The following is a 23,536-nucleotide window of genomic DNA, read 5'->3' on the forward strand; positions in this document are numbered from 1 at the left end:
ATTAATTACTTTTTTGGTTTGGGCTTAATAGCTGCCGGGGTGATCTCTCTTTGTAAAATTTTACTCCATTTTTCAGACCATTCGCGTAAAGCGGGATAAGCATTAATCATTTTATCAGGATGTATAAATTCAGGCCTTGCTTTTCCCCCGCTAACTGGAATATCTTCTCTTAAAATTACAAAGACATCTATATCACTGGCTTTAAGACCTCCAGTTGCCACCTGCCGAAATCCACCACCCTTTGAAGAAACTCCCGTAACAGAGCTCCCCGTGACACCCATTTTTTCATAATTAATACCTGATTTATCCAATGCAGCTGCCAATTCTTCACCAACTTTTGCAAATTGTTCCGCATTTTTAAACCCTCTAGGAATCATAGAGGCCGCTTTTGCCTCCTCACCGCCCGGGAAAAAGAGTATTCCAGCTTCAAAAGCTAGTGCTCCGACGGCCTTATTATCGCCATTAGCCGCTTTTTTTACTAAATCTTGGTATTCATCAAGAGTCTTTTTTACTGCTTCGGCTGCCGATGCTAGCTCAGGGTTAATTTCAGGTTTTGCTCCTGGGGGAATACCAGCAATATATGTTGTGTTGACTCCATAAATGGGACCTCTATATTTAGTATTAATTAGTGATTTTACACTATGTACTATTTGATCCACATTTTTCTCGGCCTGCTCCAAGAACCCTTCTCTCACTCCTCTCAAGTGAGTAGTTCCGTATAAATACTTCTCTGCCTTTTCGCTGAGATACCAAAAAATAAATTCATTGCCATCTAGGTCAACTCCAGCTATAGGGTTATTTCCAGTATATTGATACGGTGTTAATTCTGGATATTGCCTAGTCAACGCATCCACACTCAAAAACTTCCCCACTCTCGGATCATACACCCTCATCCCGTAATCAATCTGATCCCCGATCCCTTTCACCTCATTATCATTCTCCTTCCCATTAAACCCATACCGATACCCCCCACTACTAAACGTCCTCCCCGGCATCTGCATCCCAAAAGGATAATAATCCGTCGCACTCGCCACATCAGCCGAATAATAATCCACGACCGACAGGCCAGCCGAGTTCTGGATCTTCTTATCTGTCACTGTCACCAGCACATTCCCCAAATGATTACTTAATTCAAAGAGCTTGCTCCCCCGCACCCACACATTAGCCGTCGGTGCCGCCAGGTTCGTGCAATTTACATTTAAATTCAAAATACCCAATCGGCTGCTGCCATATACATGCGCCTCCGTCTGCGTCAACGCCCCGCTGTTCTTCGCATTATCCCCTTGCACATACGTAGCCATCACATTCCCGGACGCATCCCGCACATACCAGGTGGTGATCCCCCCTACATTCTTACTAATCCTATTGCCGGAAGCATCATAAGTATAAGTAATGACCCCGGAAGCATTCGTGATCGTAAGGATCTTCCCATATACATTCCAGGTTATCGTGCTCGAACTGTCATTGATCAGGTTACCGATCTGGTCATACTGGTAATGGAGTGGCGCCTGTGATTTTATATCATCATACCCCGTGCTCGCAATATCTCCAATGCTAGACAGCCGGTTAGTCATATGATCTACACTGCCGGACACCGCCTGACCGGGGGTGTATTCCCCTATGGTGCCATCTCCCTTCACATACTGATACTTATAGCTCATGTTGTCCATGGCCAGGTTGGACCCAAATCCATTCCGGCTTAGCGTCAATATATTCCCGTTCGGATCATAACCATACCTTTCCGCATAATCCTGCATCGGCGCCGTACCCGTAGGCCCAAAGCTGCCATTGGCCGCCCACGCATCCATGCTGCTGATCCGGTTCAGCTGATCATACTTATAGTTGTAGATCATCGGCGTGCTCGTCGTCAGCTTGCGGATATTCACCGCCATGCTGTTGATATTCCCGTTGTACAGGTTGTTCCTGGACGCCAAAGGCAAGGTATTGCCCTGGACGTATCCTACAGGTGCTGATACTGGCTTGTAATCCGTATAAACACCGTCATCAAAATAATGCAGGTTGAACTTAAAGGCATCCCGGGCAAATGGTGAATTCACGCCCGTACCATCGGAGTCATACAGGTCCCCCCCACCGCCATCTACCCACGATGGATTGACGGACTTAAGCCATCCCTGCAGCGTATAGGCATAGTCAATCCCCTGCACCTGCAGTCCGCCTAATGTCGCGCGGGCCAGCGGTCCATGCCGGTAATACTGATAAGTGGCGTCATTTTCCCATTGAATGGAATCCCGGCTTGTGCGCACACCGGTGATCCTGTTCTCCGCATCATAAGTATATTGATGGTAGAAAGCATCGATCCGGCCCGGCTGATAGCTCACCTGGTTGACCTTATTGCTGACGAGGTCATAATCATATTTGATCAGCTTATACTGGTTGCCATTCGGCGTCATAACGCTGGATGCCCCATAATCCTGTACCAGGGTATCCACGTTGCCGTGCACGTCATAGCTATAATATGTGGCGGCACGATAGGCAAGATTCTCCGCGTCAAACACTTGCGTATACGCTACCCTGTTCCGTAGGTTCACCTGTCCCAATGGTGCCAACCCGCTAAAGCCGACATACGGCACATCATAGACAGTCCGTGTGACCTGCGCCTTGGTACCCCCTGAAGTCAGGTCCGCCAGCCAGTTGCTCAGCGCTGTCTCGTCCTGGCTGATGGTCTGGGTCATACCCGTGGACTGAGGTTTCTGACCTACCTCCTTAATACGACCCAATTGATCATATATCGTATAGCTGTACGACGGGTCCGCCAGCTGTTTGGCATTCTGGCTGACCGCCAGCCGCCCGAGCCTGTCATACCAGAAATTTGCGATCCCTGCATCCGGTGACCGCTGGGCCACCACCTGGTTCAGTGAATTATACCGATACTGGGTGGCCATGTTCTCGATATTCGTACCATTGGACAGGTCCGTAGCAGCCAACCGGGAGGACTGCACCTGCGCCAGATAAGTCGCATTGAAATTAGGTCTGACAGCCGCCGGAGGCAGCGTCTTCACCAGGTTACCCGCCTGGTCATAATAATACAGGGTATAGTGATATTCGGAAGGCTGATACGTGGCATAGAATACTTCGGCAGACTGCGCGCTAAAACATTTTGCCTTATACAGACTGTCAAAATTGCCGATCAAAGAGTCCTTGCGCTGCTGGAAGATCAGCATCCCTATAAACTTAGCCTCATCTTTCGCTTGTTGGCAAGGGTTGGCGTCGGTGGTATCCGGCAGGGGGAAAGAAGTCACCGGCTTTGAAAAGTCGCAGAGCGCATATTCGCCGGCCCCGCCATTGCCCGACAGTAAGGTCTCGAACTCATCCGTATTGAGGCTGCTATACTCCTGGAAGAAGATGATGCTGTCCCGGGCAATATACAATTGCGGCGGCGGCGAACCCGAAGGGGGCTGGGTAGCACGGTCGGTCAACAACAGCCAGGCTGGGGCGCCATTCGCATAAAAACAGGAGGGGTAAACTGCCGCATATTCGTTGGCCGATTTGTTGAATCCTGTCTTGTAATTAAGGTACCTTGCCCATAATTCATTTTGGCGCACCATATTGGCATCGGTCTCTCCGACGTAAGGCACTGCGGAATAGGCAGGGTACAAGAGTCTGAAGGTATCAGTATAATTCTTGAGCACGGTGCAGGTGACGCAAGGGCGCACATAGCCGCAATTCAGAAATGCGGGAACGACCACCTGGGCGCCAATAGGAATACGCCTGTAGTAGGTGAAACAGGAATCGCCACCACCCGACCTGGGCACACAGCCGGTGGTCCAGAAAGTAAACCCATTGCAGCTTGCCAACCCTTGCCAGAGTGGCAAGGTCAGCGAATCTCCATAGTTAGCGAGCAAATATGCATTCATGCTGCTTAAACTGGTGCTATCATAACCGGCAGCCTTTGCAGCAGCTTTTAACATCGCAAATTGACTGCAATTGCAGGTATCCGCATAAGCAGCCTGCTTTACATATAAAGGCGGGTTAGCATTAAATGGCTTGGGGTAGTCCACGGAATACGGGTTACAGAAATAATTGTCGCCCGGAAGGGTAGCAATACCATTGGCAGTAAAAACATGATTGATGATAGCCTCAAAATTATCGGGATTGAGAGGGCGTAAGGCGGGATTGACATTGGACGCGCCTTCAGGGTTATTGCCATTAATGGAATTGTGACACACCATTACCATCGAATCCAGGATAGTATTGATGATATTGGTGACCTTTACCGAGTCGCTATGGGTCTCTGTTAAAAGGAACTGCTGGAGTTGCTCACACTGCATCAGTCTTCCTTGCCAGAAAGGTCGTTGACCCGCACATTGGTCCAAAAGATACGGGGCTGCATTTGCCGTGGCCTGGGTAGCAAGAGACACGGGATCAACACCTCCTTTATTGGCAGCTTGCCCCCACCAGGTCCAGCCATTTTGGGTTGCATTGTCCTGCATCGAAAAGAAGTAGAGCGTCTTATGATCCACATCCCGCAGCTGGTTCATCTGCGTCTCGGATAGGCTTCCGAACATCTGGGCATTGACATACTTCACCACCATATCATTACGGTAGGAAAGATATTGATTGCGGAAAGCCAGCCAGACGGCATTTTTCTGGGCATCGGTGACCGCGGAAGGATCGATACCATCCTTGTTCATGCCCGCCATAAAATTGAACTGTAGCGCCTGCGGAAGCGTCGTATCCACCAGGGCCACACCATTTGCAATCCGCCAGATCGTATGATTGCCTGACTCGTTTGGATTGACGCTGACAGACAAATAATACAGCATGGAGTCCCGGTCGGTTTGCACATATCCATGGTTGCTATTGTAAGTAAAATACGGATCACTGGACACAGGATTCAGATAACCTTTGGCCAATGCGTCAGCATACGTATTGCAATGCATCACATTGTCCAGCCAGTTGTAAGAGGATGCCATTGTCGTCTCGGCATAATGCAGTTTACTGTATTCCGGATGGAAATAGATCAGCCTGTCCGCCCAATTACGCTTGAACATCACAGCAAAATCACTAGCAGCGAGGGCATTGATCGTAGCATGATCCGCCTGGCCGTTAGGGTAAAGCATAATATCTGCCGTTCCATCCGTATTGACATAGTAATTAGGATCGCCGTTAGGCTCTGATACCGGGTTCCTGAAATAAGGCCGGGTTCTGATATTGCCATAGTTGGAAGCGGTGGCGAATATATTGTAGCGCGATGACAGGCTGGTTGCATCCGCCGACGGCAACGCATATTGCCCCGTATAAGGTATCATGTCGGCGAGCATACGTGCCCGTATCATCCCAAGTGTGCTGAATGCCGGATTCACCGAAAGGCCGCAAGCCTCGGAGCAGGCCAGAGAATCCTGGGCATATAACGCATGTAAGGCCGAGTCAGACAGGGAAGTGCTTCCGCCGACGGAGCTGATATAATTGCTCTTGTAGGTGGCATAATCTCCCAGCTGAGCCTGACAGGCGCTGCAATTACGGGTGGCACGCGGAACTCCACAGTTGGTTGAAGCAGACAACGCGCTGAAGATCGAATCCTCGATATCCTGCTGGGTTTTGCACAGGAATACTTTCAAGGCACTATCCTCTCTGATCTTAAGTAACGAGTCGTTAAGGGTGAGTGTCTTCCTGACGATCCATGATCCCACCCCCAGCGTAGTATCAAATTGTATTTGGGTGGTAGCCGTGCCGATATTATCCCCGGTGAATCCCATGGAACTTCCGCAGGCCTGGCCGGCAGCAACCATCTGCAGGTTATTATAATGTTTTACGATAGGCGCCGCATTGGAGCAGCCTTCCGGACGGATGGATATCTCCAGGTCATACTTACAGTCAAAACAAATAGACTGGTTATTGCAGCTCATTTGTTGCAAAATGGCTGGAGTCAGCTGATAGGTAAAATAATAATGAGTGGAGGTTGGCAGCAGCAGTGTGCTGATGGATTCAATGGAATTATCCTTAATGATATTGCTGGTAGGAGTAAGCAGGTTGCTGGTCAGCATACCTGAAGCGGCGGGATAAAACGTACCGTTATTATTGATGGCCGAAAGCTTTCCGGGCGCGTCACCTGCGAGGGCCGTGGCCACCGTACGACCATGCATATCCACATAGCTGACACTCATCTGACCATTCGCATCCTGCATCATATTCTTAAAATAATGGGTCGCATCACCTGCCTCAGTCCCGAATAAAGCATCAAGTTCGTTCTGCGTCGGTTTACCATAGAAATATTTGGTCTCGTGCCCGCTTCCAGTCTGGTGGGACTGCCCTACCCCTCCCTGGCTGGTGATTCGCCCGGTAGGATCATCCGTATATCTCGTTTCTGAATACGCATAGCCATTCGCATCCGGCACCAGTTTGGCGGTTGCCTCAGAAGCGATCCACGGGTTATTGGGAGAATAATACTGCCCGTTCCCTCGATCTTTTTTTAAAGCCGGTGCGCCGACACATTGATTGCCGGCTACGGCCAGATCGAAATATTTTGCTGGGTTATCATTCGTGCTTTGTCCTTCAAACCGGTTGAAATCCTTAAAATATTGAATTGCAGTCGATAGGGTAGGCGTAGGTAATATCTGTACATTGGGTCTGCCCTGAAGATCATAAATGGTTTCCGCCACTGTTGTATTGCCGGTGCTGTTGTCCTTTGTCACCGTCTGCCTGGGCCGGAGGCTTCCGTCGAAGTACTGTATGACAGTCTTGCTTTTGGCGTTTTCGGCAAAAACCGTAGATACCTGCCAGTTCATATTCGGCTGATGACCGGCGTAAGGGTATGGTTGTGCAGTGGACCATGGCCCCGTTATCAGGTTGCCGTCATTTCTTTTGAGTGCCGCCCGGACCCGGTAATACAAAGTACCTCCACTCAGCGGGTTGGCAGGATACAGCAATGGCACACTATAATTGTAGGCGTTGTTAGAAGCGATATCTATATCGATCCGGGAGCTATTACTCATGAACAATGCATTCGGATCAAATACTCCCGCCACATTATAAAAAGCCTTTGTCTCATTTTCCACCCATGCATACTCCAGCTGCGCCATATTGTGGTTATTCCCGGCTGGAAAGCTCCATCCTACGGATAGCTGATCAGGATGATTGACATCGTCATAATTTTGGCTAAAGCTTACAGGAGCCGCCAAAACAGGCGTAGAATAATAACGCAGATAGCTTATCTCGTTATCAACAAAAAGCAACGGCAATACGTCGGCGGTCGTCCAACCATTCGACAAACCGGTGACTGTCACGCTGTTAATGGTCACCTGCACCTGCTCGTACCCCGCCGTAGCATCCAGCAGGACGTACGATGTGGGATTATATTTTACCCCGGTCGCCGGGTCATAGTTCACTGTCAGCGTAAGGTTACTATTGGTCACATCGGGAGTCTGGCTGCCGGTAGGAAATAAGGTCCACATCTCCACCTTTAGAGATACCGTAGCGGTGAATCCAGACTTAAAATACAGGAATGTTCCGCTAGTGCCCCCCGGCGCCGACTCATCGATCTTGAATCGCACAATATTCCTGATCTTCCTGGAAGTGGCCCCCAGGGGCGTGTAGAACACCTTATCCGGCGAAGAAGGCAAAGGCCCAGTACAAGGCAAATGGTTCATTGTCCCCGAAGATTGCCCCTCCTCGAACTGTGCACGCAGCGATCCCGATGCCATCAACAGCAACAAGCACACATAGAATAAGCGTCTCAGAAAAATAATTTGCATAAACAGATGTTTAAAAGCATTCCTGTTACTAGAAGGTCTTTATTACTTCATATCCTTCACACCTGGCTCTTCCACTGTAGTTATTCGATTTTGCATCGTAATTCACCCGATCCCTCCATAAAGGCATTTGTCCGGCTTTATCTTTCGCCACCTCTATCTCCCTAAAGCTGACGGATACCGTCTGCGTTATTTCGAGATTTTTCCTACCATCCTTCTCCGTTTCCATCTTCGCTACATTAAAGCCGTTAGCCTTAAACATGTCCCCCATTTGTTCGGTCGCTTCATTCCGCATATGCATACTGACCTCCATCAGCAAGGGCAGATGAGATCCACGATGGTAGATCAGGACCATCTCTGAATTCGCAAAGCCCTGCGGCGTCCTTCTTTCATTGGTCCTGATAATGATCTGTCCCGTATCTCCTGCATCCGGCAGTCTGGACACCGTGCAACGTTCCCGTAGCATTCTTTGCACATCTGTATTCTTAAGGGGCAGGATATCGATCTTCTTTTTCGTAGCCATGTCCACCTTGTTCATCTGGATCATTTTACGGGAATGACTGATCCGGACCATCAGGCTGTCCTGCAGGAATATTTCCTCCTGTTCGTTGCCGTAATAAAGGTCGTCCTGCACCTTATAAAATTCATTATGCAGGACATTGCCGGTTTTCGTCGTGTCCATCATTGGCCCGGATCGGAGAGAAATGAGGCTGCTGTAATGCAGATAAGGCTGTACTGCAAACGCCATCACCTGGTTAAATTCCCTGATCATAGCCGTAGTATCCCCCTTTTTTTGAGCAAACACATTATTAGCAATCAAAATGAACAACAGCTGTATATATACTAATTTTCTCATTGTATGGTATTAATTGACTTTTGCTTTGCGGACCTTGTTTCTTTTATAGTCTTGATGCCCTGCAAGGTTTCCTGCTTTACCCTCACCAGCTGTCCTTCTTCGTCATAGTCATAAAAAGTAGAATAGTTGTTCCCATCCAACTCAGCGGTTAGGCGAAGGGTCCGGGGATCATATATATAACTTTTCGTATCTGCATTGAAAGGTTGTATTCTTATATCATCCCAATAATTATCAGCCGTACCACTATTTACCAGCCGTAGCTGCATGGTAGTGGCAGTTTGCGGCACTGTAAATTCCCCTTCCACTTTTTGCCATCCTTCAATAATTGCCCCAGTTGGCTCAAGCATCACCGCTGCTCCGGCACCACCAAAATTCAATTCTACTCTACTATCTGAATAGCTAGCCTTGGTACAGGGCGTGGTTGAGCAGCTTTCTCTTACCCATCCTGAGAAAAGCATTCTACTTCCGGGGGCCACGGAGAAAGATGGATTGAGCATAGAGTCAGTGGCAGCAACTGGTCTGGTTGTGATGCAACCATTTACCGTTGAGGTAGTTTTATAACTGACATTAGCTGCATTGGTCGAAAAGGAAATACCGGTGTATCCCCAACTATTATTTCCACCATCCGGCCAGGATGGTGGTGGAACATACCATCCCCATGAGTAATTGATGTAGGAGTCACAGGTTGTAATTGGCCAAAGAATGTCAAACTCCCAATCATTAGGAGGGCTATCAAATAAAGACCACTGCAAGGCATTCTTGATAATTGACGTTACTTTGTATAGACCCTTGCAAACCAAAACGTTCGTGTAATCAACTCCAGTAGTATTAATTAGTGAAAAATGTTGCGTTTCTTGCGGACCGTCAACTCTTTCCATATTAACCTGAATGGATAAAGCAGTGAAATTGCAGGTCTCGTTCTTACCATACCTCAGGTGGAAATCGTAATATCCGCTCTGCAGTACATCGATATAGTATGTATTAGAGATATTGAAAAAATGCCTCCTGGTTTTATTATTATCGAAAAAAGCATCCCTGATAACAACAAAAGGCACTTGAAACCCTCCATTTGAAAAGTTGGTAATTCCTTCCCATAACGCTTGCGGCGTTTGATATGCTACATTATTATCTGCAGGAACGAATGGCTCTACCTGGGCGTTATTAATGACACCACCCGTTTGATAAGGCCGGTGGGATGTGTCTTTAAAGATATTGAAATGAAAATCTTCCTTGGCGCTGCCAACAACATCGATGGTCCTGACCCCAATAGTCCCCTGATTTACCTTTAATACATATTTACCCGTATGCGCATTGAAATTCATCGCATCTGTATTCTGAATAGTACCTACCCCGACGAAGTCGATATACCGTTTAGCGCACAGGTTCGGGATCATCACGTTCACCGTATCGGAATATCTGTAATCTTCAAACCCTTCGCTGAATGCCTGACCATAACGAGCATTCTGGACCATCGCTACCGGCAGTTCCTTTCCAAAACCATATTGGGCCGCCGTATACCGATTGAGCGCGTCCCTTGTTTCCAATTCTTGGCCTTTGGCATTTATTTTTGTTAGCTCGCTATTCCAAACCCACCTGGTATTGACATTGTCTGGCACCATGTTGCTATTGCCGTCAAAGCTCCAGAAACTACCAAATCCTGACAGATAGCCATTTTTACGGATCGTCGTATTGACGTCAGGATCGGTCTCCATACGAGACCCGTAATAGACATAGTTCCGATAGGGTTTAAAATTCCCCACCAGCCCCTTGAGATAGGGATTAATATGGTTTTGCAGCGAGCCGTTGCAATCCTGGCTCTCTACGTTGATACAATTGACAATGCTGTATGATGTCTTCAGTATCTCATCATTATCTGTCTGCCATTTCTCCCTGAATTCAATTGCAGATGCAGCTATGGCCTTGCTCGCGCCGTCGATGACGAGTTTTCGGATCCCGGAAACCGTAGCGATCGGGCTCACCATGGAAGTAATAGCAGTTACATTTTCTCCGAGCAGGTTGCGGTGGCCGCTCCGAATGATTCTTAATGTAACGCCCGATGCAGTGTAAGGCTGGCCGGCTGTATCCATCAGCAACAGGTTCCGGTTGGCAACAGGAACAGTAAGGGCTGTCACATTCTTATTAAAGTCAAAGACCCACAATTTATTCCTATCGGGCGATGGATCCGGACAAGTCGGCTGACTACCTGTCTTCCCTTCCACATAAAGCTCATCTCCGCTTTCCAGCACGCCTTGGTTGGGAATACCACTTATTACCTGCCCGCTGCTGATATTCACGTCTTTGAACTCCATTCCTATATTACTATACGCCGGCCCCATCCCGCTGTACGCCCAATAAGCTGGATAGCTAGTTGAATATACAGGGTCATTGAACTCGTTCAGCGTCTTATTCACGATGGGACTGCCCGTCTCAGCATCATAGGCAATGTTCCTGGTTGTCACCGTGCTGCCTTTATCGTTGACTATCACGCTGTCTTCGATAGCGTGATAGTTTATCAGCTTGGTGGTCGTTACAGCCCTGTATATATTCTCAATATAAGAGTCCAGGGGATAAACGAACACACCGAATATCGGCCAGGGCACAAAAGAGAAGAAGTCCACTTGCGCCTGGGTATTGGTCCCCGTGCTCCTGATACTGAATTCACGCACGTCCGTCATCAACTCCATATCTACACCCATATTGCCGCTGATAACAGCCCCTCCCTGCTCATTATGGACAAAATCCACCAGGTCATTCAGCCCATTGGCTCCCGTGTTCTTATAGGTATGCACAGTATACGACAAAGGAGTATTCTCATCGCTTTCACTATAAGCCGCCTGCGATTTCATCTTACCATGCATATCATTCGTCTCCACCAGGAAACCCTGCGAGGTGGTACGACGGTCGATTGTCTCCTTATAAAAGAAAGTGAACGGAGGCGCCTGGTGATAATCCATATTATACATGGGCGTATAGGTGGAAAAGCTCGGGTAATCCTTTGCCGTATAGAATTCCGTCACCTGCTTACCGATCGAAGAGCGTACGACAGAATCCGCATGGGTGCCTTTCCGATGGATGGACCGGACAGTCACCTTGCTATATCCCACCACAGGCGCAGGATATAGTCCTTCCAACATCGGCATTTCAATGGCGCCATATTGGGCAGATGCCAGCGGCAGCTTATTCTCGAACTGTAAGATCTCCCGGAATGGGTTCTCTTCACTGCCGATGCCCGGCTCATAAGAAGCCACCCCGCTGCTGATGGTAGTTACGACCCCGTTGACCTTGGCCGTCGTGGTATAGTCATAATCCTGCCCATATTGAGAATCATACTGCTGGCTCATCGCGTTCCAGTTATCCTTGACCAGCAATCGCTTCACCCGGTGCCCGCCTCCGTATTTAAAGAAGGTAGGAGCCGCCAGGCGTACAAATGAGCTTGCCAGGTTAATGAGGCAGCCCTTCTGGGCATCACGCACCTGATTTTCGGCATTGGTAAAAGCCTTGGTCAGACTACCCAGCGCGCCGCCGATCATGGCAAAAAAGGCCTCAATTCCGGTATCATCGCTCAGATCATAGCCGGAAAAGACCTGGGCAGGTAAATTATCGATCAGGAAATGTATCGAAGCATTAGCCAGCGGGCTCTTGTTATCCACCGGTCTTAGCTTCAGGTAAATGATCGTTCGATCCGTGCTATTTGTACAAATACCATAATCGTCAAAATTGGCATATACCGTCAGTGGCTCAACCCCCTTTGGCATATTTACATCTAGCTTGAAAGCCAGCTGCTGTCCCAGGCCATCGAGGTACTTGGAGTAGATTTCCTGTTTAAGCTTCGCCAGGTCGGTATTCTGTAATGGCGATGGCAGCTGCACATAGGCATAGTACAAATCCTGGTTAGCCGTGCGGGAGTACAGCATATTACCTGCTGAGTAAGTGGTGCTGTTGCCTATACCGTAAAGCTGCATCATATTGCATGACCTTCGGTTCTGAACATACGCATAATCGTCGGCCTCATACTGCACCTCCATTTGTCCCCCTGAAGGCAAGAGGATCTTCTTGAGTCCCCATGCTCCTGCAAATACGTCATTTGCACCTTTGTTCTGCGAAGTGTAAGGATAGTCGATATTGCTTAGACCAGCCGGATTCACCGCCGCCCCGGTTGAATCAGTAATAGGCTTATAAGTACCCCAACGATCCGAAGCGTTGTAAGTATACTGAGGGTTATCGGTTGTATGATCAAGCGTTCCATAATTGAAAACATACATGTTTTTAGAAGCCCGGGATTGTCCGTTGAACGTGAAGTACACGTCGGTCAGTGTCAGCTTGCCCCCTGAGGCATCGTCCGGCGTGCCGTTGCAAAGCGCGTAGGAATAATCAAAATGAACTGTCTTTAATGGTACTGCTGCAGCCAGACCCTTGGTCTTTATTTCCGATTTGGTATAAAGCATGATACTATCCAGTTTTTGATTGGCATTCTCAGCTCCATTGATCATGCCGTTCTGGTCGCTTTGCACACCTTTTGCGTCCTGGCGGGGGCTGGTGCTGAAAATCGCGATCATCGCCTTGGATTCGATGGCACGCAGATACCAGGCTTCCCGCTCCCCATAAGAGATAGTCGCCTTGTTATCTCTCTTTTCAGTACGCAAACCCACGTTGAAATGAGCTTTATTACCCGCGCTATTGTTGCGTGGCGTCCGCCACTTATGGGTGGAAGGGGACATGCTATAGTCGAACTTCACCGCATTTCCAAGGTCGTCCTCTGTGATGCCATCCCCGGTACGGTCAACATAATCGGGGGATAAAAGTCCAGTCAGCATAAATGAGGATGCATAGGCCGGCGTATTTTGCACATTCACATATCCGTCAAGGCCATTATTGTCATTAATAGCTGAAGAGTTAATAGTTGGTTCATCTGTATCGTAGTCGACGAGATTGGTCGTTGCATTGCCGATCTTCCTTACTGAAAAAGTAAAATCCTTTTGCTGGACATTGTATACGGGCAACCCGTATACATAACGCATGCCGCTCCCCTCCAGTACGGATATTTCCGAGATGTGATTGGTTTTACGGTAACTGCCCACACGTGGAATGCTGGTAAATTGAAGGTTGTTATTTCCGTCAAGCGTATTCTGATAGCTGCGAAGGGAAGTATCCAGGCCAACCTTGGCTGCGTCGCCCGCATTCAGCATGGTGATGACCTGGGTGCGCTTTTCACGAGGCTTTTTATCATCACCATTGGCTTGCGCAAGTGAGATAATGCCCATGGGAGCATTTGTCTTCTTACTAAATTGCTCCAACTCGGATTGGAGCCGGGGAGACACCGAAGATCCGCCTAATCTGAAGCGTACCAGGTTGTCCCTGCCCATCTTGTTAATCATCATGTCGTTGGTAACGGTGGTTTCGCCCGGATTGCGGAAATAAACATTTTCGAATGAGCCGCTGAGACTGGGTGCCTTGAACTGCAATGTCTGGTTCAGGGTATTGTTTCCGTCGTCCCAGTTCCCAGACCGGGTAGGGGTGGAAACCTGGGTGAAGTTGCCTCCATAATGGCCCGGAGGAGCAAGATCTGCGCCTATAGAAAAATTGTCATCCTTCGAATTGGTCTCATTGTCTCGCATAAAACCCAGATCGCTCCGATAGGCGCGGATCGAACCGCCCGTGCCTTCACCCTGGATACTAAAAATATCATAGTCATACTGCGGAGCCGAGAGAACTGGTGTATGCGGCGTCACTTCTCCATCATTGACACGGTTGAAGTCCATTATGGCATCTCTGCGTCCATTGGCTTTTTCCAGGTACATAAATCCTACCAATGGTTTGGTAATAGTAGTGGCGCCATCGGCTACCCTCGATACTGAATAATAGCCTTGCGCCGTTGCGGCTCCTCTCAGGCCAAACATCCCCGATCCCAGCTCAACTTGCCCTGATGTATTGCTATACTGCATAGGCATACGCAGTGTAGGCATGTAGGATGGTCGAGCAAAGCTAATCGTCGTACTGGTTATATCCCTCGAGAAGCTCTTGTCCAAGTGCCCATACCCCTTTGTTGTCAACACAGAATGAAAGACGCTCATTTGCGAATGAATGTTCAGGTCCTTAATACCAGTGCGGGAGTTATAGCTTGTGCTGAGCCCAATGCCCAGGTCCATCTTTTGGCTGACGGAATGCAATCCTGCGTTCAGAGAAGGCGATAAGGTCAGACCACTCCTGCTGCTGAGCTTGGCATTCGCACCTAAATTAATACTGAGACCTTGTACACTGTCCAGGGGGGCAGTTTTCTCATGAACAATTGACTCCATAATGGGAATGCTGACGGAAATACCCGCACCCAGGGTCAACTCGGGTCCAAGGTAATTGTTGATTGAAAAACCAACGTTGAAATTAAGGTCGGGCTTCTTAATGCCGATCACTTCAGCGTCTATCCCGATCTCTCCTCCCCAGGTTTTATTAGGCTTTACATTTTGTTGCTGCTCCAGCATGTCCGTCCCGTCAAAATCATCCGGCACCCCTCTCATATTCCTGCTCACCGACCCGGGATTGATATTCCATCCCAGCCCCACCCAGCTGGCTTCCTGCTCCATGGTGATGCCTCCGTTATAGAATAGGTTCACGGGATATCCATCCACATCCAATAAAGGTATGCTGTAAGAAAAATCACCCGTGAACAGGTTCACCAGGTTGTCGGAGCCAACGGCCTTAAAAGAGCTGGCCTCGGGCGATGCCGGCCCGCCAATAAATGCAGCCTGGCGTGGATGTTGTTGCACGCCTCTGGAAAACACGCGGGGGTCGACCGCCGGTGCAGGAACCCTCCGCACAGGGGTCACCGAATTCCCGGATGCCGCTGGAAAATACGAAAGACGCCGGGTCGATCCAGCCAAAGAATAAAAAGGCGCCATCCCCGGCAGATAGAACACCAGGTACATCATTACTGCAATACGTCGCCGGAATCGAAAAGAAAGCGTTTGGATCATATCGATGGATTGAATCTGATGTTATTGGATCGTAAAGGACACCGCAGCCCGGGCTCCACCCGGTTCCTGCAGGGCAGCTATATAAGTATGTTTGCTTTGAAACTTGCGGTTCAGCGGTATTATCAGGAAATTATCTCCCTGACGAAGGGACATGGTCTTCCTGGTCATTTCCTTACCGTCTTGCGTTGTCAATAGCAGGTCTGCTGAACTTGCCGCAGCAGCTACATATTTAAGGCGCAGCGTGTCTCCCTCGACCATCTCCCTTCCCGTAGTCTTGCTGTCCATCAGCAGATAGACCACGCTGCCTGCGGTGGCAAGAGCTGTCTTATCCCCCGTCCGGAATGTCCACACCTCCGACTTCACAGCATACTGCGCACGGTCCCTGGCAATGATCTGCCAGGCATATCTTTTCCCCATCTCCAGCTGTGGCCCCTGCAACGGATAAGAAAAGAAAGGCTGTTGCAGCCCCTGCGCCTGCTGCACCGGCAGGTTTTGCTGGATGGCATCCGTGATGGACTGCCCTTCAAAGACCGGCGAGATCAACAAGTCATACCGCAGATCGCCAAACATGGACAGCGGCGCCGGAGGGACCCACGTGAAATCAGGATTGGAACGCGCTACCACCGAATCATTCTCCGGCATGGTCAGCAATGGAGGGCTCAGTGGCTCAACTTCTATCTCATCACAATCATCAGCTGCCGCCGTCTGGTTTTCACCATAGGTCCAGATCAGCCGATAACATAGCTGATATTTACCGATAGGCAGCGTACCATTGGCGGACCTGTCCGCCACCACTCCCGGTCCATAATTGTATACGATCGGTTCGATGGAGGACATTTGGATCTTCTTCACCCCGGGCGTCACCCGGAATGGCGCTGATTGGCCAGACAAAACGGTCTGGCGGGTTTGAATATCCTTCATATCCAGGTGAAGCGTAGCTTCCACCGTTGCCGTGCTCGTATTGGACACCGATACGTTCCACAGCTGAGATCTTAAATAGATACCCCCCGTAGGCAAGATGGCGACGTTGAACTGCGCTTTTGCCAATATAAAAGGCAGCCACAAAAATGTTACCAGCACAGGTTTTCTCAAATGATTTCCTGAAATATGCATAATGCGTTTTTAAAATACTTTCGTCCATATCGCCCTTCCCCAGTCATTCGCCACTAATCCATTGCCGTCATTTGGCAAATAATCTTTACTATACATCAGCCGCAGGCTGCCGATGGCGCCAACCCGCAGGTTCACCTCGGCCGAGCCGCCCCAATAAACAGCGCGGCTATCGGGTAGATAATTATTTTTCACGCCCCCGCCCACCATCAGGAATTTGTTGACCGTCAGATCGACACGTTGCTGAAATATCCAATAGCGTAAACCCGGTTGCTGCGTGTATTGAAAATCCGTTTGTGTATGTATATGGCCTAGATCGATACTATGACTATACGTCATCGTCCGGGCATTGTAAGCCACAAATCCGGAATCAGTCCCCTTATTGTAAAATTGCGAGTAGTTGAGCGCGCTGTTCATCCGGAGCTTCCTAAAGGCATAATCGTAAAACGCTCCCGCCGTCAACGCATAATAGACGGTCTCGGACAAACTGCCATCGGAGCTTTTGATCAGCTGTGTGCTGGGCATATACCCCGCAGTGAATACAGGCCACTTCTTCTTTCTGTACACCAACTGAAGACTTTTGAAAAGCATCGAGCTGCTGTAGCTGGACGCCAACAAAGGATCGTCAAAATTGCTCTTTTTGATCTGTGCGTTCAGCAGCAGCTGATTGTTGAAAAAACGCTGCCTCCATTGTATGCCCCATCCTTCCTGTCGGGTGCCGGACCGGAAAATGCTATAAGACTGAAAACTGGCGCCGATCAATTTGTAGAATACGCCTATATCCGTATGGGTCACAGGCAATGCCATATTGAATCTTGCTGCCAGCGCCTCATTATTGTGATCGGAAAAAGTAAAAGCATGCTGCATGGACGCGCTCCGGTCTCCGGCCGACACATACGGTGAGGAAGATTTTGCTGCTTCCAGCGATAGTGATTTGTTCTGGTCCAGCTTATATTTCATTTCCAGTGAATAGCCGAACAAATGAGTATTGTTTACCTGCGGACCAGCCGGACTGGTTGTTCCTGCAGGCCCGCCAAAACTATTCTTGGTGCCCTGGTACACCGTGAAAATAAAAACCCTTCGATCCTTGTCGCCCCAGCCCAATCTGCCTACTACCAGGTTCTGCTTCGGCATATTACCCGGCTGCACGACAAAGTCCCGGAAAAGGTAATCCACCGTTCCCGCAGCAAATGCCGCGTAGAAAGACGGATTATATTCGATATTGACGCCATTGATACTGATATTATTTACGGTCAGGTCTGAATAGTTCAGGGAGTTGCGACCGATACCAAACCGGGTAAGCGCCATGAGTTGTTTGTCCATCTTTTTCATTCCCTCACCCCCTCCGGCACATTCCAGCTCTTCCAGTTCTTTGGCAGATCTGGCATTCCTGACCTTTGTGGTAAAATCCCTGATCAGCGAATCCTGACTGGCTCTAAAACTATTTACATGATGATAATCCTCCAGCACCACTTTATAAAGTGAATCGGCCAGCTTTCGCTTTTCCTGCATCCTTTTTTCTGTGGGTCCCGGTTGCTGCATCTGCGCCGTCAACGAATCGATCCTTCTGTCCAATTTTGCGGACAAGCTGTCTTTTGACAAAGAAGAAACATTTACAGGCGCTCCTGCGGAGCTGCCCTTCCCGGGACGTAAAGGCAATATTCCAGTCAGATCCTGAACAGCTTTAAGCCGGTCCTTTTGTTCCGTCAATTGCATTATCTGCTGATAAATACGCTCCTTTTCATGCACCGCCTCCTGTATACGGACAGGATTATCCACCCAGCTCTTCAGTGCATAATAATTGTTCCTTCGGTCGTTCATCAATCTTTCCAGCTTCTTCACGCTATCTGCCACGCCCGCCTTTCGGATCATCGCGGCAATGATCGAATCTTTTAGTTGCTGCTGATACACCTGGTGATTGAACTGGACATTTACGTCTGTGTAATTCTTAAAGAAGGTCGTATTGGATTGCCGAGAGTTGACGAATATCCGGAAAGGATAGCGTCCTTTAACAACGGCATCCGCATACACCTGCTCATTGTGCTGCTGCAGGTCCGAGGCCGCGAAAGGAGTGTCCAGCCGCGCCCGGTAATCGAAAGTATAGGCAATATTGCCGTGAAGGCTAAATAATGCCGCCGCCTGTTGCATCGGCTTGCCGCCAACTACCTCCCGCACGATCGCCACATCCTGCTTGTACGGATTGGGCAAAAAAACAGGCTCCAACGTATAAGATTTACAACCGGTCAACTTTCTGAAATTAAGAGTGATACTATCCGACATGTCAGTTTGCGCCCGGGCAGCGCTGCAGGCCACTGCCCACCACAGGCAGGAAAAGGCGATCCGCTTTATCCAAATGATATATTTTCCCGGCTTATACATTATTGAACAGACCTCGCTAACGACCGGCCCCCGCCTGGATCTGCTTCTTCAGCTCATCCAGCTGGGCTTGCATCGACAGCAGCTTTTTATTCTCCTCTTTCAATGTTTCGATCTCCTTATTCTGTCGGATAACGTAAAGGGTCAGCTCTTCTAATTTTTGCAGCATCGCCGCCTGGTTATCTCCCAGATCGACGCCATTCTTTTCCACCTCGGCGGCGGAAACGATCCCTGGCAAATGCTGATAGGTAGCGATGTATCTTTCCAGCTGGGGGAGCTCCGGAAGCGTGTAATTGCTGCTGAACACAAAATCCGGCCAGCCCGTTTGTGTGACCTTTACCTTCGTCGTGGTGATGGTACCGTTGACAGCCAGTTTTGTCTGAGGAGTGGCGATCCCTACACCGATATTGCCGTTGTTAAGTATACGGAACACTTCAGCATTGGCGCTGTTGTTCACCAGCAGAGAGCTGGTAGTATCCGTTCCGCTGCCTTTGATATGCAGCTTGGCCTTAGGCGTATTGATATTGATGCCTACTGATAGATTGGATTGCTGGATCGTCAGTGGGTCCGGACTTACGGTGTTGGCCCCGGAAGTAGACGAAAAACCGAAAGTAATATAGCCGGTGGTGCCGCAGTTATTGTATATATGAGATGCCAGGCAATTGGCCGTGATCCCCCCGACGTTTTGTGCACGCAGGGCTAGGCAGGACAACGCCAGACAAAATGTAAAAAGATGCTTGTACATGTGAATTTTTTTTCTGTTGACTAAAAAGTGGTAAGCGCTGCGCGCTTCCAGCCGGAAGCAGTTTTTACATAGATGTAGTTACTGTCCCAGGAAAAATCTCCGGTGTTTCCGTTCGCGTCGCTGCTCGAACTGGGTGTATAGGTGGTTCGTAAACGCAGTTGCGAATAACCGCTGGCGCCTGTAACATCCATTGCGGAAGTAGGGCTGGAAGAATTGGAAAGATATCCAGTTTGGCCCTTCATCCACCAACGGTTCGTCATTGCATGGATCGTAGATCCGGATGCCTGTGCGGTCCCAGTGGAAAAAATAATATCACCCGTGACTCCGGTGCCAGTGCCCCTGCCTCCATTGATGGCGAAATTGGGTGCATTGCCATTCGGATTGCCCGTCGTTCCTCCTAATCCTATTCCGCCATAGCCACCATTAATAGTGGCTACTCCATTTCCGTTGACCACAAAAACGGGGTTGTTGTAGTAGTCCACGACGGCCGTGACGTTACCGGGAGACGCACGTCCGAGGATAAACGAGCCAACGGGAATATTCCCCAGGGCCTGCTTGTTCGTGCCTACACATGCGCCCCCAAAAGACACCATAGATGCATCCACCCCAGCTGCCCAGCCATTCCCATAGTTTGCAATTAGTCGGATAGAATAGACATCTCCACTATTAACATCTGCATATCCACTGAACCTTGCCGGTCCATTCACATCCAGTTTATAGGAGCCGCTCGTTGTAGTTCCGATGAGCAAATTCCCGAGGCTGTCCAACCTTGCTTTTCTGGTGTTATTGGTATACAAGTCCAGGTGGTTATTATCCTTGGTTCCCAGAACGCCCGTCGTCCCAAAGGTGTTTCCTCCCTGTATCCAGGCATTCTGATTAAGTATTTTCAAGGTGTCAGCGCCTATGAGATAAAGGCTGTCGCTCAGCTTGGTTACCGACTTCTTGAAAACGGTCCTTCCATTCCCTGTATTGAATAATAATCCCACCACATTTTTAGTATGATTTTCGATAATAAGCTCTGAGGAATTAGGTCCGGTAAGCTTAACACTGTCCGAGCTGATGGAATAGGTAGACTGGGCGTAAATACAATTACCCGCACCCATCAGTACCAGATACAAAAAGAAATATTTCATATATCAATAACTATTTAGCAGTTTTTGAACGATGCGTTTGCACACGGCATGGCAATACCTGTACGCATAGACTAAAATATTCTATACGTCAGTTACAAGAAGAGATAGGGAAAAGATCAGCGACTAAATGATCTCAATGCAGACGAAACCATGATCCGTCATAGCAAACGTTTAAATAATAACGGAGGGAACAAACAGAGGCAACGGAGATAGAGGCTCGTACTAAGACAAGTTTGTGGTTCATGTGAATATGTTAAGGTTTTAAAGAGTCGTACTTGTGTAAGAGGTAGGATTAAATCTAAAAGCAAACTAGATAAAAAAAACAACTACACCTAGAGGTACGGTAGCCGTCATTTATCATCGGCATATGTAAAACCCTTCCAACATATGTGTTGAAAAATCTAATCACCGTGTCGCTATTGTCAATATCTGTGTGTATTTCAGCAACCGGCGTGCTACTATACCATTAGTATTTACACTATGTATACTTATTAGACAATCGTAAAAATAGAGGAGTTTTACGCAACAAAATGTGGTTTTCCGAAGCAGACTTTTAATCCGTCAAATAATTCGGATTCATCCAGGACATAGGAATATCCGCCTCAAAACCAATCCCGCCTTTCCGGATCCGATTCGTCAATCTCCCTTCTATTACAAACCCCAGGCGCTGATAGAATTCAATCGCCTTCTTATTCGACTCCCGGGCGATCAGCTCGATCCGCAGGATATCCTTCCGGTTCTCCATCACCTCCTTCAGCAATGCCCGGAATAACGCCTTCCCGATCCCCCGGCCCTGGTGTTGCGGATCCACGGCCACAGTAAGTTCGCTCAGGATATGGCCAAAAACTTTCGGGGAAAGCTTATAACAGTGGATCTCTCCAATAATATCGTGGCTGTCAGGGTCTTCCATGACAAATTCAAGACCGTCCCGGAGGGACCTCGTCACAAACTCCTCTACGTATTCCTCCGTGATCTCATCATACGTCCTGGCCAGTCCGTCATTGCTGCGGCTGACCTTTTTATAAAGGGAAAGTATCCGGGCCTTATCCCCCGGCTGGCCTGATCGAAGTAGCGGATCGTTCACGGAAGCAGGTTTTATTTCCGGACTAAATATAGGATTATCTCCATATCCGCCAAACAAAACGTCCATGGTGAGATCGCTTTGCACAAGGGAAAGGGCATGATCATTTTTATGCAGCCCGAACGTAGTGATCATGGTCAGAAAAATCGCTTTGCGGGTACCGGTCTGCGCTCTGAATACGGAGAGCTTATTTCTCAGTTCCTGCGCATACTTTTTATCGATGGCAAAATCATCAATGGAGAACTTTATTTCAAAAATATTGATCACCTGGTCCCGCCTGTCGATGACCAGGTCTATCTGCACGCCAGTTTCATCAGCAGCCGTGCTCACCCAGGACCCTGTAATAGTCTGCACACCTGAAATTCCAAGCGCCTCTTTTATTTGGTCGATATGCGCCAGGCACACCTGCTCGAAAGCATATCCGCTCCAGGCTCTTTGCCTGGGGCTATCTATCTCGTGTAGCCAGACATCCTTATCCAGTTTCCCCGCATCCCTGATCCATTTCAAATAAAAAAAAGAATAAAAATCAGCTAGCTGATATAAGCTGTATTTCCCCTTCTTGTCAAAAGAGGCGTATTTCCTGATAAAGCCGCTTTCCTCCAGTTCCTCTAATATTCTCGTGGTGCCTCCCCCGCTGGGTAATTTCGCCTGGCCGATCAAAACGTCCCGGGTCATCCCCTTATTCTTCTTGCTTAGCACCTCGATCACAGCAATATGCTTCTCCGCCTTATTAAACAGCGATTGGTAGAGGTTGTTGAATTCATTTGCCAGGAGCCCTTTCGGATCAAAGCATAATTCATTAATGTTCTGCGCCGCGCTTTTCCGGATATCCACCAACCCCAGGTAAAAGGGAACACCTCCCAGGGCCATGTAAAGCTGGACAAGCTGGTATCTCTCAAATACAGCCGACTTGTTCTTAAAGAACTGTTCACACTCTCTTAAGGTGAATGGCTCCAGCTTTATACTGTGGGTGATCCTGTTATGCAAGCCCCCTCTGTTGTTGATCAGCTTATGGATCATCCAGGAGGCAGCAGATCCGCAAACGATTAATAAAATATCATTCCTTGCGCTGGCCCATGAATTCCAAAAATGTTCTAACGCAGGTATAAAGTTGGATCTCGGCGTATCCAGCCACGGCAGCTCATCCAGGAAAATTACCTTCTTCGCATTAGGACTCGCTTCCAGTATCACCGTCAGCTGTTGAAAGGCAGTAAACCAATTGGAGGCAGGTTCCCACCTTGTGTAAGAGGTATCATATTTTTGAAGAGCAGCATGAAAATTTGTTAATTGATGCTGCGTATCCACGTGGGCAATGCCCGTCAGGTAGAAATCAAACTGATTATGGTAGACCTGCCTGACCAAAAAGGTCTTGCCTATCCTTCTACGCCCGTATAATGCCACAAAGGAGGAGGAAATATTGTTTTTTAAGGCAGAAAGCAGCGCGGATTCTCTTTCCCTACCTATTATTACTTCCATAAAACCCCAATTTGGCCAAATCTACTATATTTATCTAACATTTGGCGAATTATGATCGTATAATTGGCCAAATCTGCACAAT

At 48.5% G+C, this 23,536-nt stretch carries 8 protein-coding genes; all 8 read right to left on the reverse strand.

Translation table 11 applies throughout. The features are described from left to right. Positions 1-5: 5 nt before the first annotated feature. Positions 6-7,712: an RHS repeat-associated core domain-containing protein gene (locus Q4E93_RS25445; RefSeq protein WP_303590167.1), complete on the reverse strand. Its 7,707-nt coding sequence runs from the start codon at positions 7,710-7,712 to the stop codon at positions 6-8. Between the two features lie 28 nt (positions 7,713-7,740). After that, the gene (locus Q4E93_RS25450; RefSeq protein ID WP_303590169.1) at positions 7,741-8,565 is read right to left on the reverse strand and encodes a hypothetical protein; all 825 of its coding nucleotides are present in this window, start codon (positions 8,563-8,565) and stop codon (positions 7,741-7,743) included. Continuing rightward, positions 8,562-15,533, reverse strand: coding sequence for a hypothetical protein (locus tag Q4E93_RS25455; RefSeq protein WP_303590171.1), 6,972 nt, complete (start codon positions 15,531-15,533; stop codon positions 8,562-8,564). Before Q4E93_RS25455 ends, Q4E93_RS25450 begins: the two co-directional genes overlap by 4 nt. 21 nt (positions 15,534-15,554) lie before the next feature. Then, a complete protein-coding gene (locus tag Q4E93_RS25460) occupies positions 15,555-16,646 on the reverse strand; it encodes a hypothetical protein (RefSeq protein ID WP_303590172.1) in 1,092 nt (363 codons plus the stop codon). Positions 16,647-16,655: 9 nt separating this feature from the next. Continuing rightward, positions 16,656-19,022, reverse strand: coding sequence for a hypothetical protein (locus tag Q4E93_RS25465; RefSeq protein WP_303590173.1), 2,367 nt, complete (start codon positions 19,020-19,022; stop codon positions 16,656-16,658). Positions 19,023-19,038: 16 nt separating this feature from the next. Then, positions 19,039-19,764 (reverse strand): hypothetical protein, encoded by a 726-nt coding sequence (locus Q4E93_RS25470; protein WP_303590175.1) that lies wholly within the window; start codon positions 19,762-19,764, stop codon positions 19,039-19,041. Positions 19,765-19,784: 20 nt separating this feature from the next. Further along, on the reverse strand, positions 19,785-20,897 hold the full coding sequence (locus Q4E93_RS25475; RefSeq protein WP_303590177.1) for a hypothetical protein: 1,113 nt from the start codon (positions 20,895-20,897) through the stop codon (positions 19,785-19,787). 553 nt (positions 20,898-21,450) lie between these two features. After that, positions 21,451-23,454 carry a GNAT family N-acetyltransferase gene (locus Q4E93_RS25480; RefSeq protein ID WP_303590178.1) on the reverse strand — a complete coding sequence of 668 codons (2,004 nt, stop codon included), beginning with the start codon at positions 23,452-23,454 and terminating at the stop codon, positions 21,451-21,453. Positions 23,455-23,536: the final 82 nt, after the last annotated feature.

It is taken from the genome of Flavitalea plasmicola, assembly GCF_030546645.1.
GTDB lineage: Bacteria > Bacteroidota > Bacteroidia > Chitinophagales > Chitinophagaceae > Puia.

Coding starts and splice junctions, on each gene's coding strand:
- Q4E93_RS25445 (WP_303590167.1), bottom strand. CDS start 7,712: ATGCAAATTATTTTTCTGAGACGCTTATTCTATGTGTGCTTGTTGCTG.
- Q4E93_RS25450 (WP_303590169.1), bottom strand. CDS start 8,565: ATGAGAAAATTAGTATATATACAGCTGTTGTTCATTTTGATTGCTAAT.
- Q4E93_RS25455 (WP_303590171.1), bottom strand. CDS start 15,533: ATGATCCAAACGCTTTCTTTTCGATTCCGGCGACGTATTGCAGTAATG.
- Q4E93_RS25460 (WP_303590172.1), bottom strand. CDS start 16,646: ATGCATATTTCAGGAAATCATTTGAGAAAACCTGTGCTGGTAACATTT.
- Q4E93_RS25465 (WP_303590173.1), bottom strand. CDS start 19,022: ATGTATAAGCCGGGAAAATATATCATTTGGATAAAGCGGATCGCCTTT.
- Q4E93_RS25470 (WP_303590175.1), bottom strand. CDS start 19,764: ATGTACAAGCATCTTTTTACATTTTGTCTGGCGTTGTCCTGCCTAGCC.
- Q4E93_RS25475 (WP_303590177.1), bottom strand. CDS start 20,897: ATGAAATATTTCTTTTTGTATCTGGTACTGATGGGTGCGGGTAATTGT.
- Q4E93_RS25480 (WP_303590178.1), bottom strand. CDS start 23,454: ATGGAAGTAATAATAGGTAGGGAAAGAGAATCCGCGCTGCTTTCTGCC.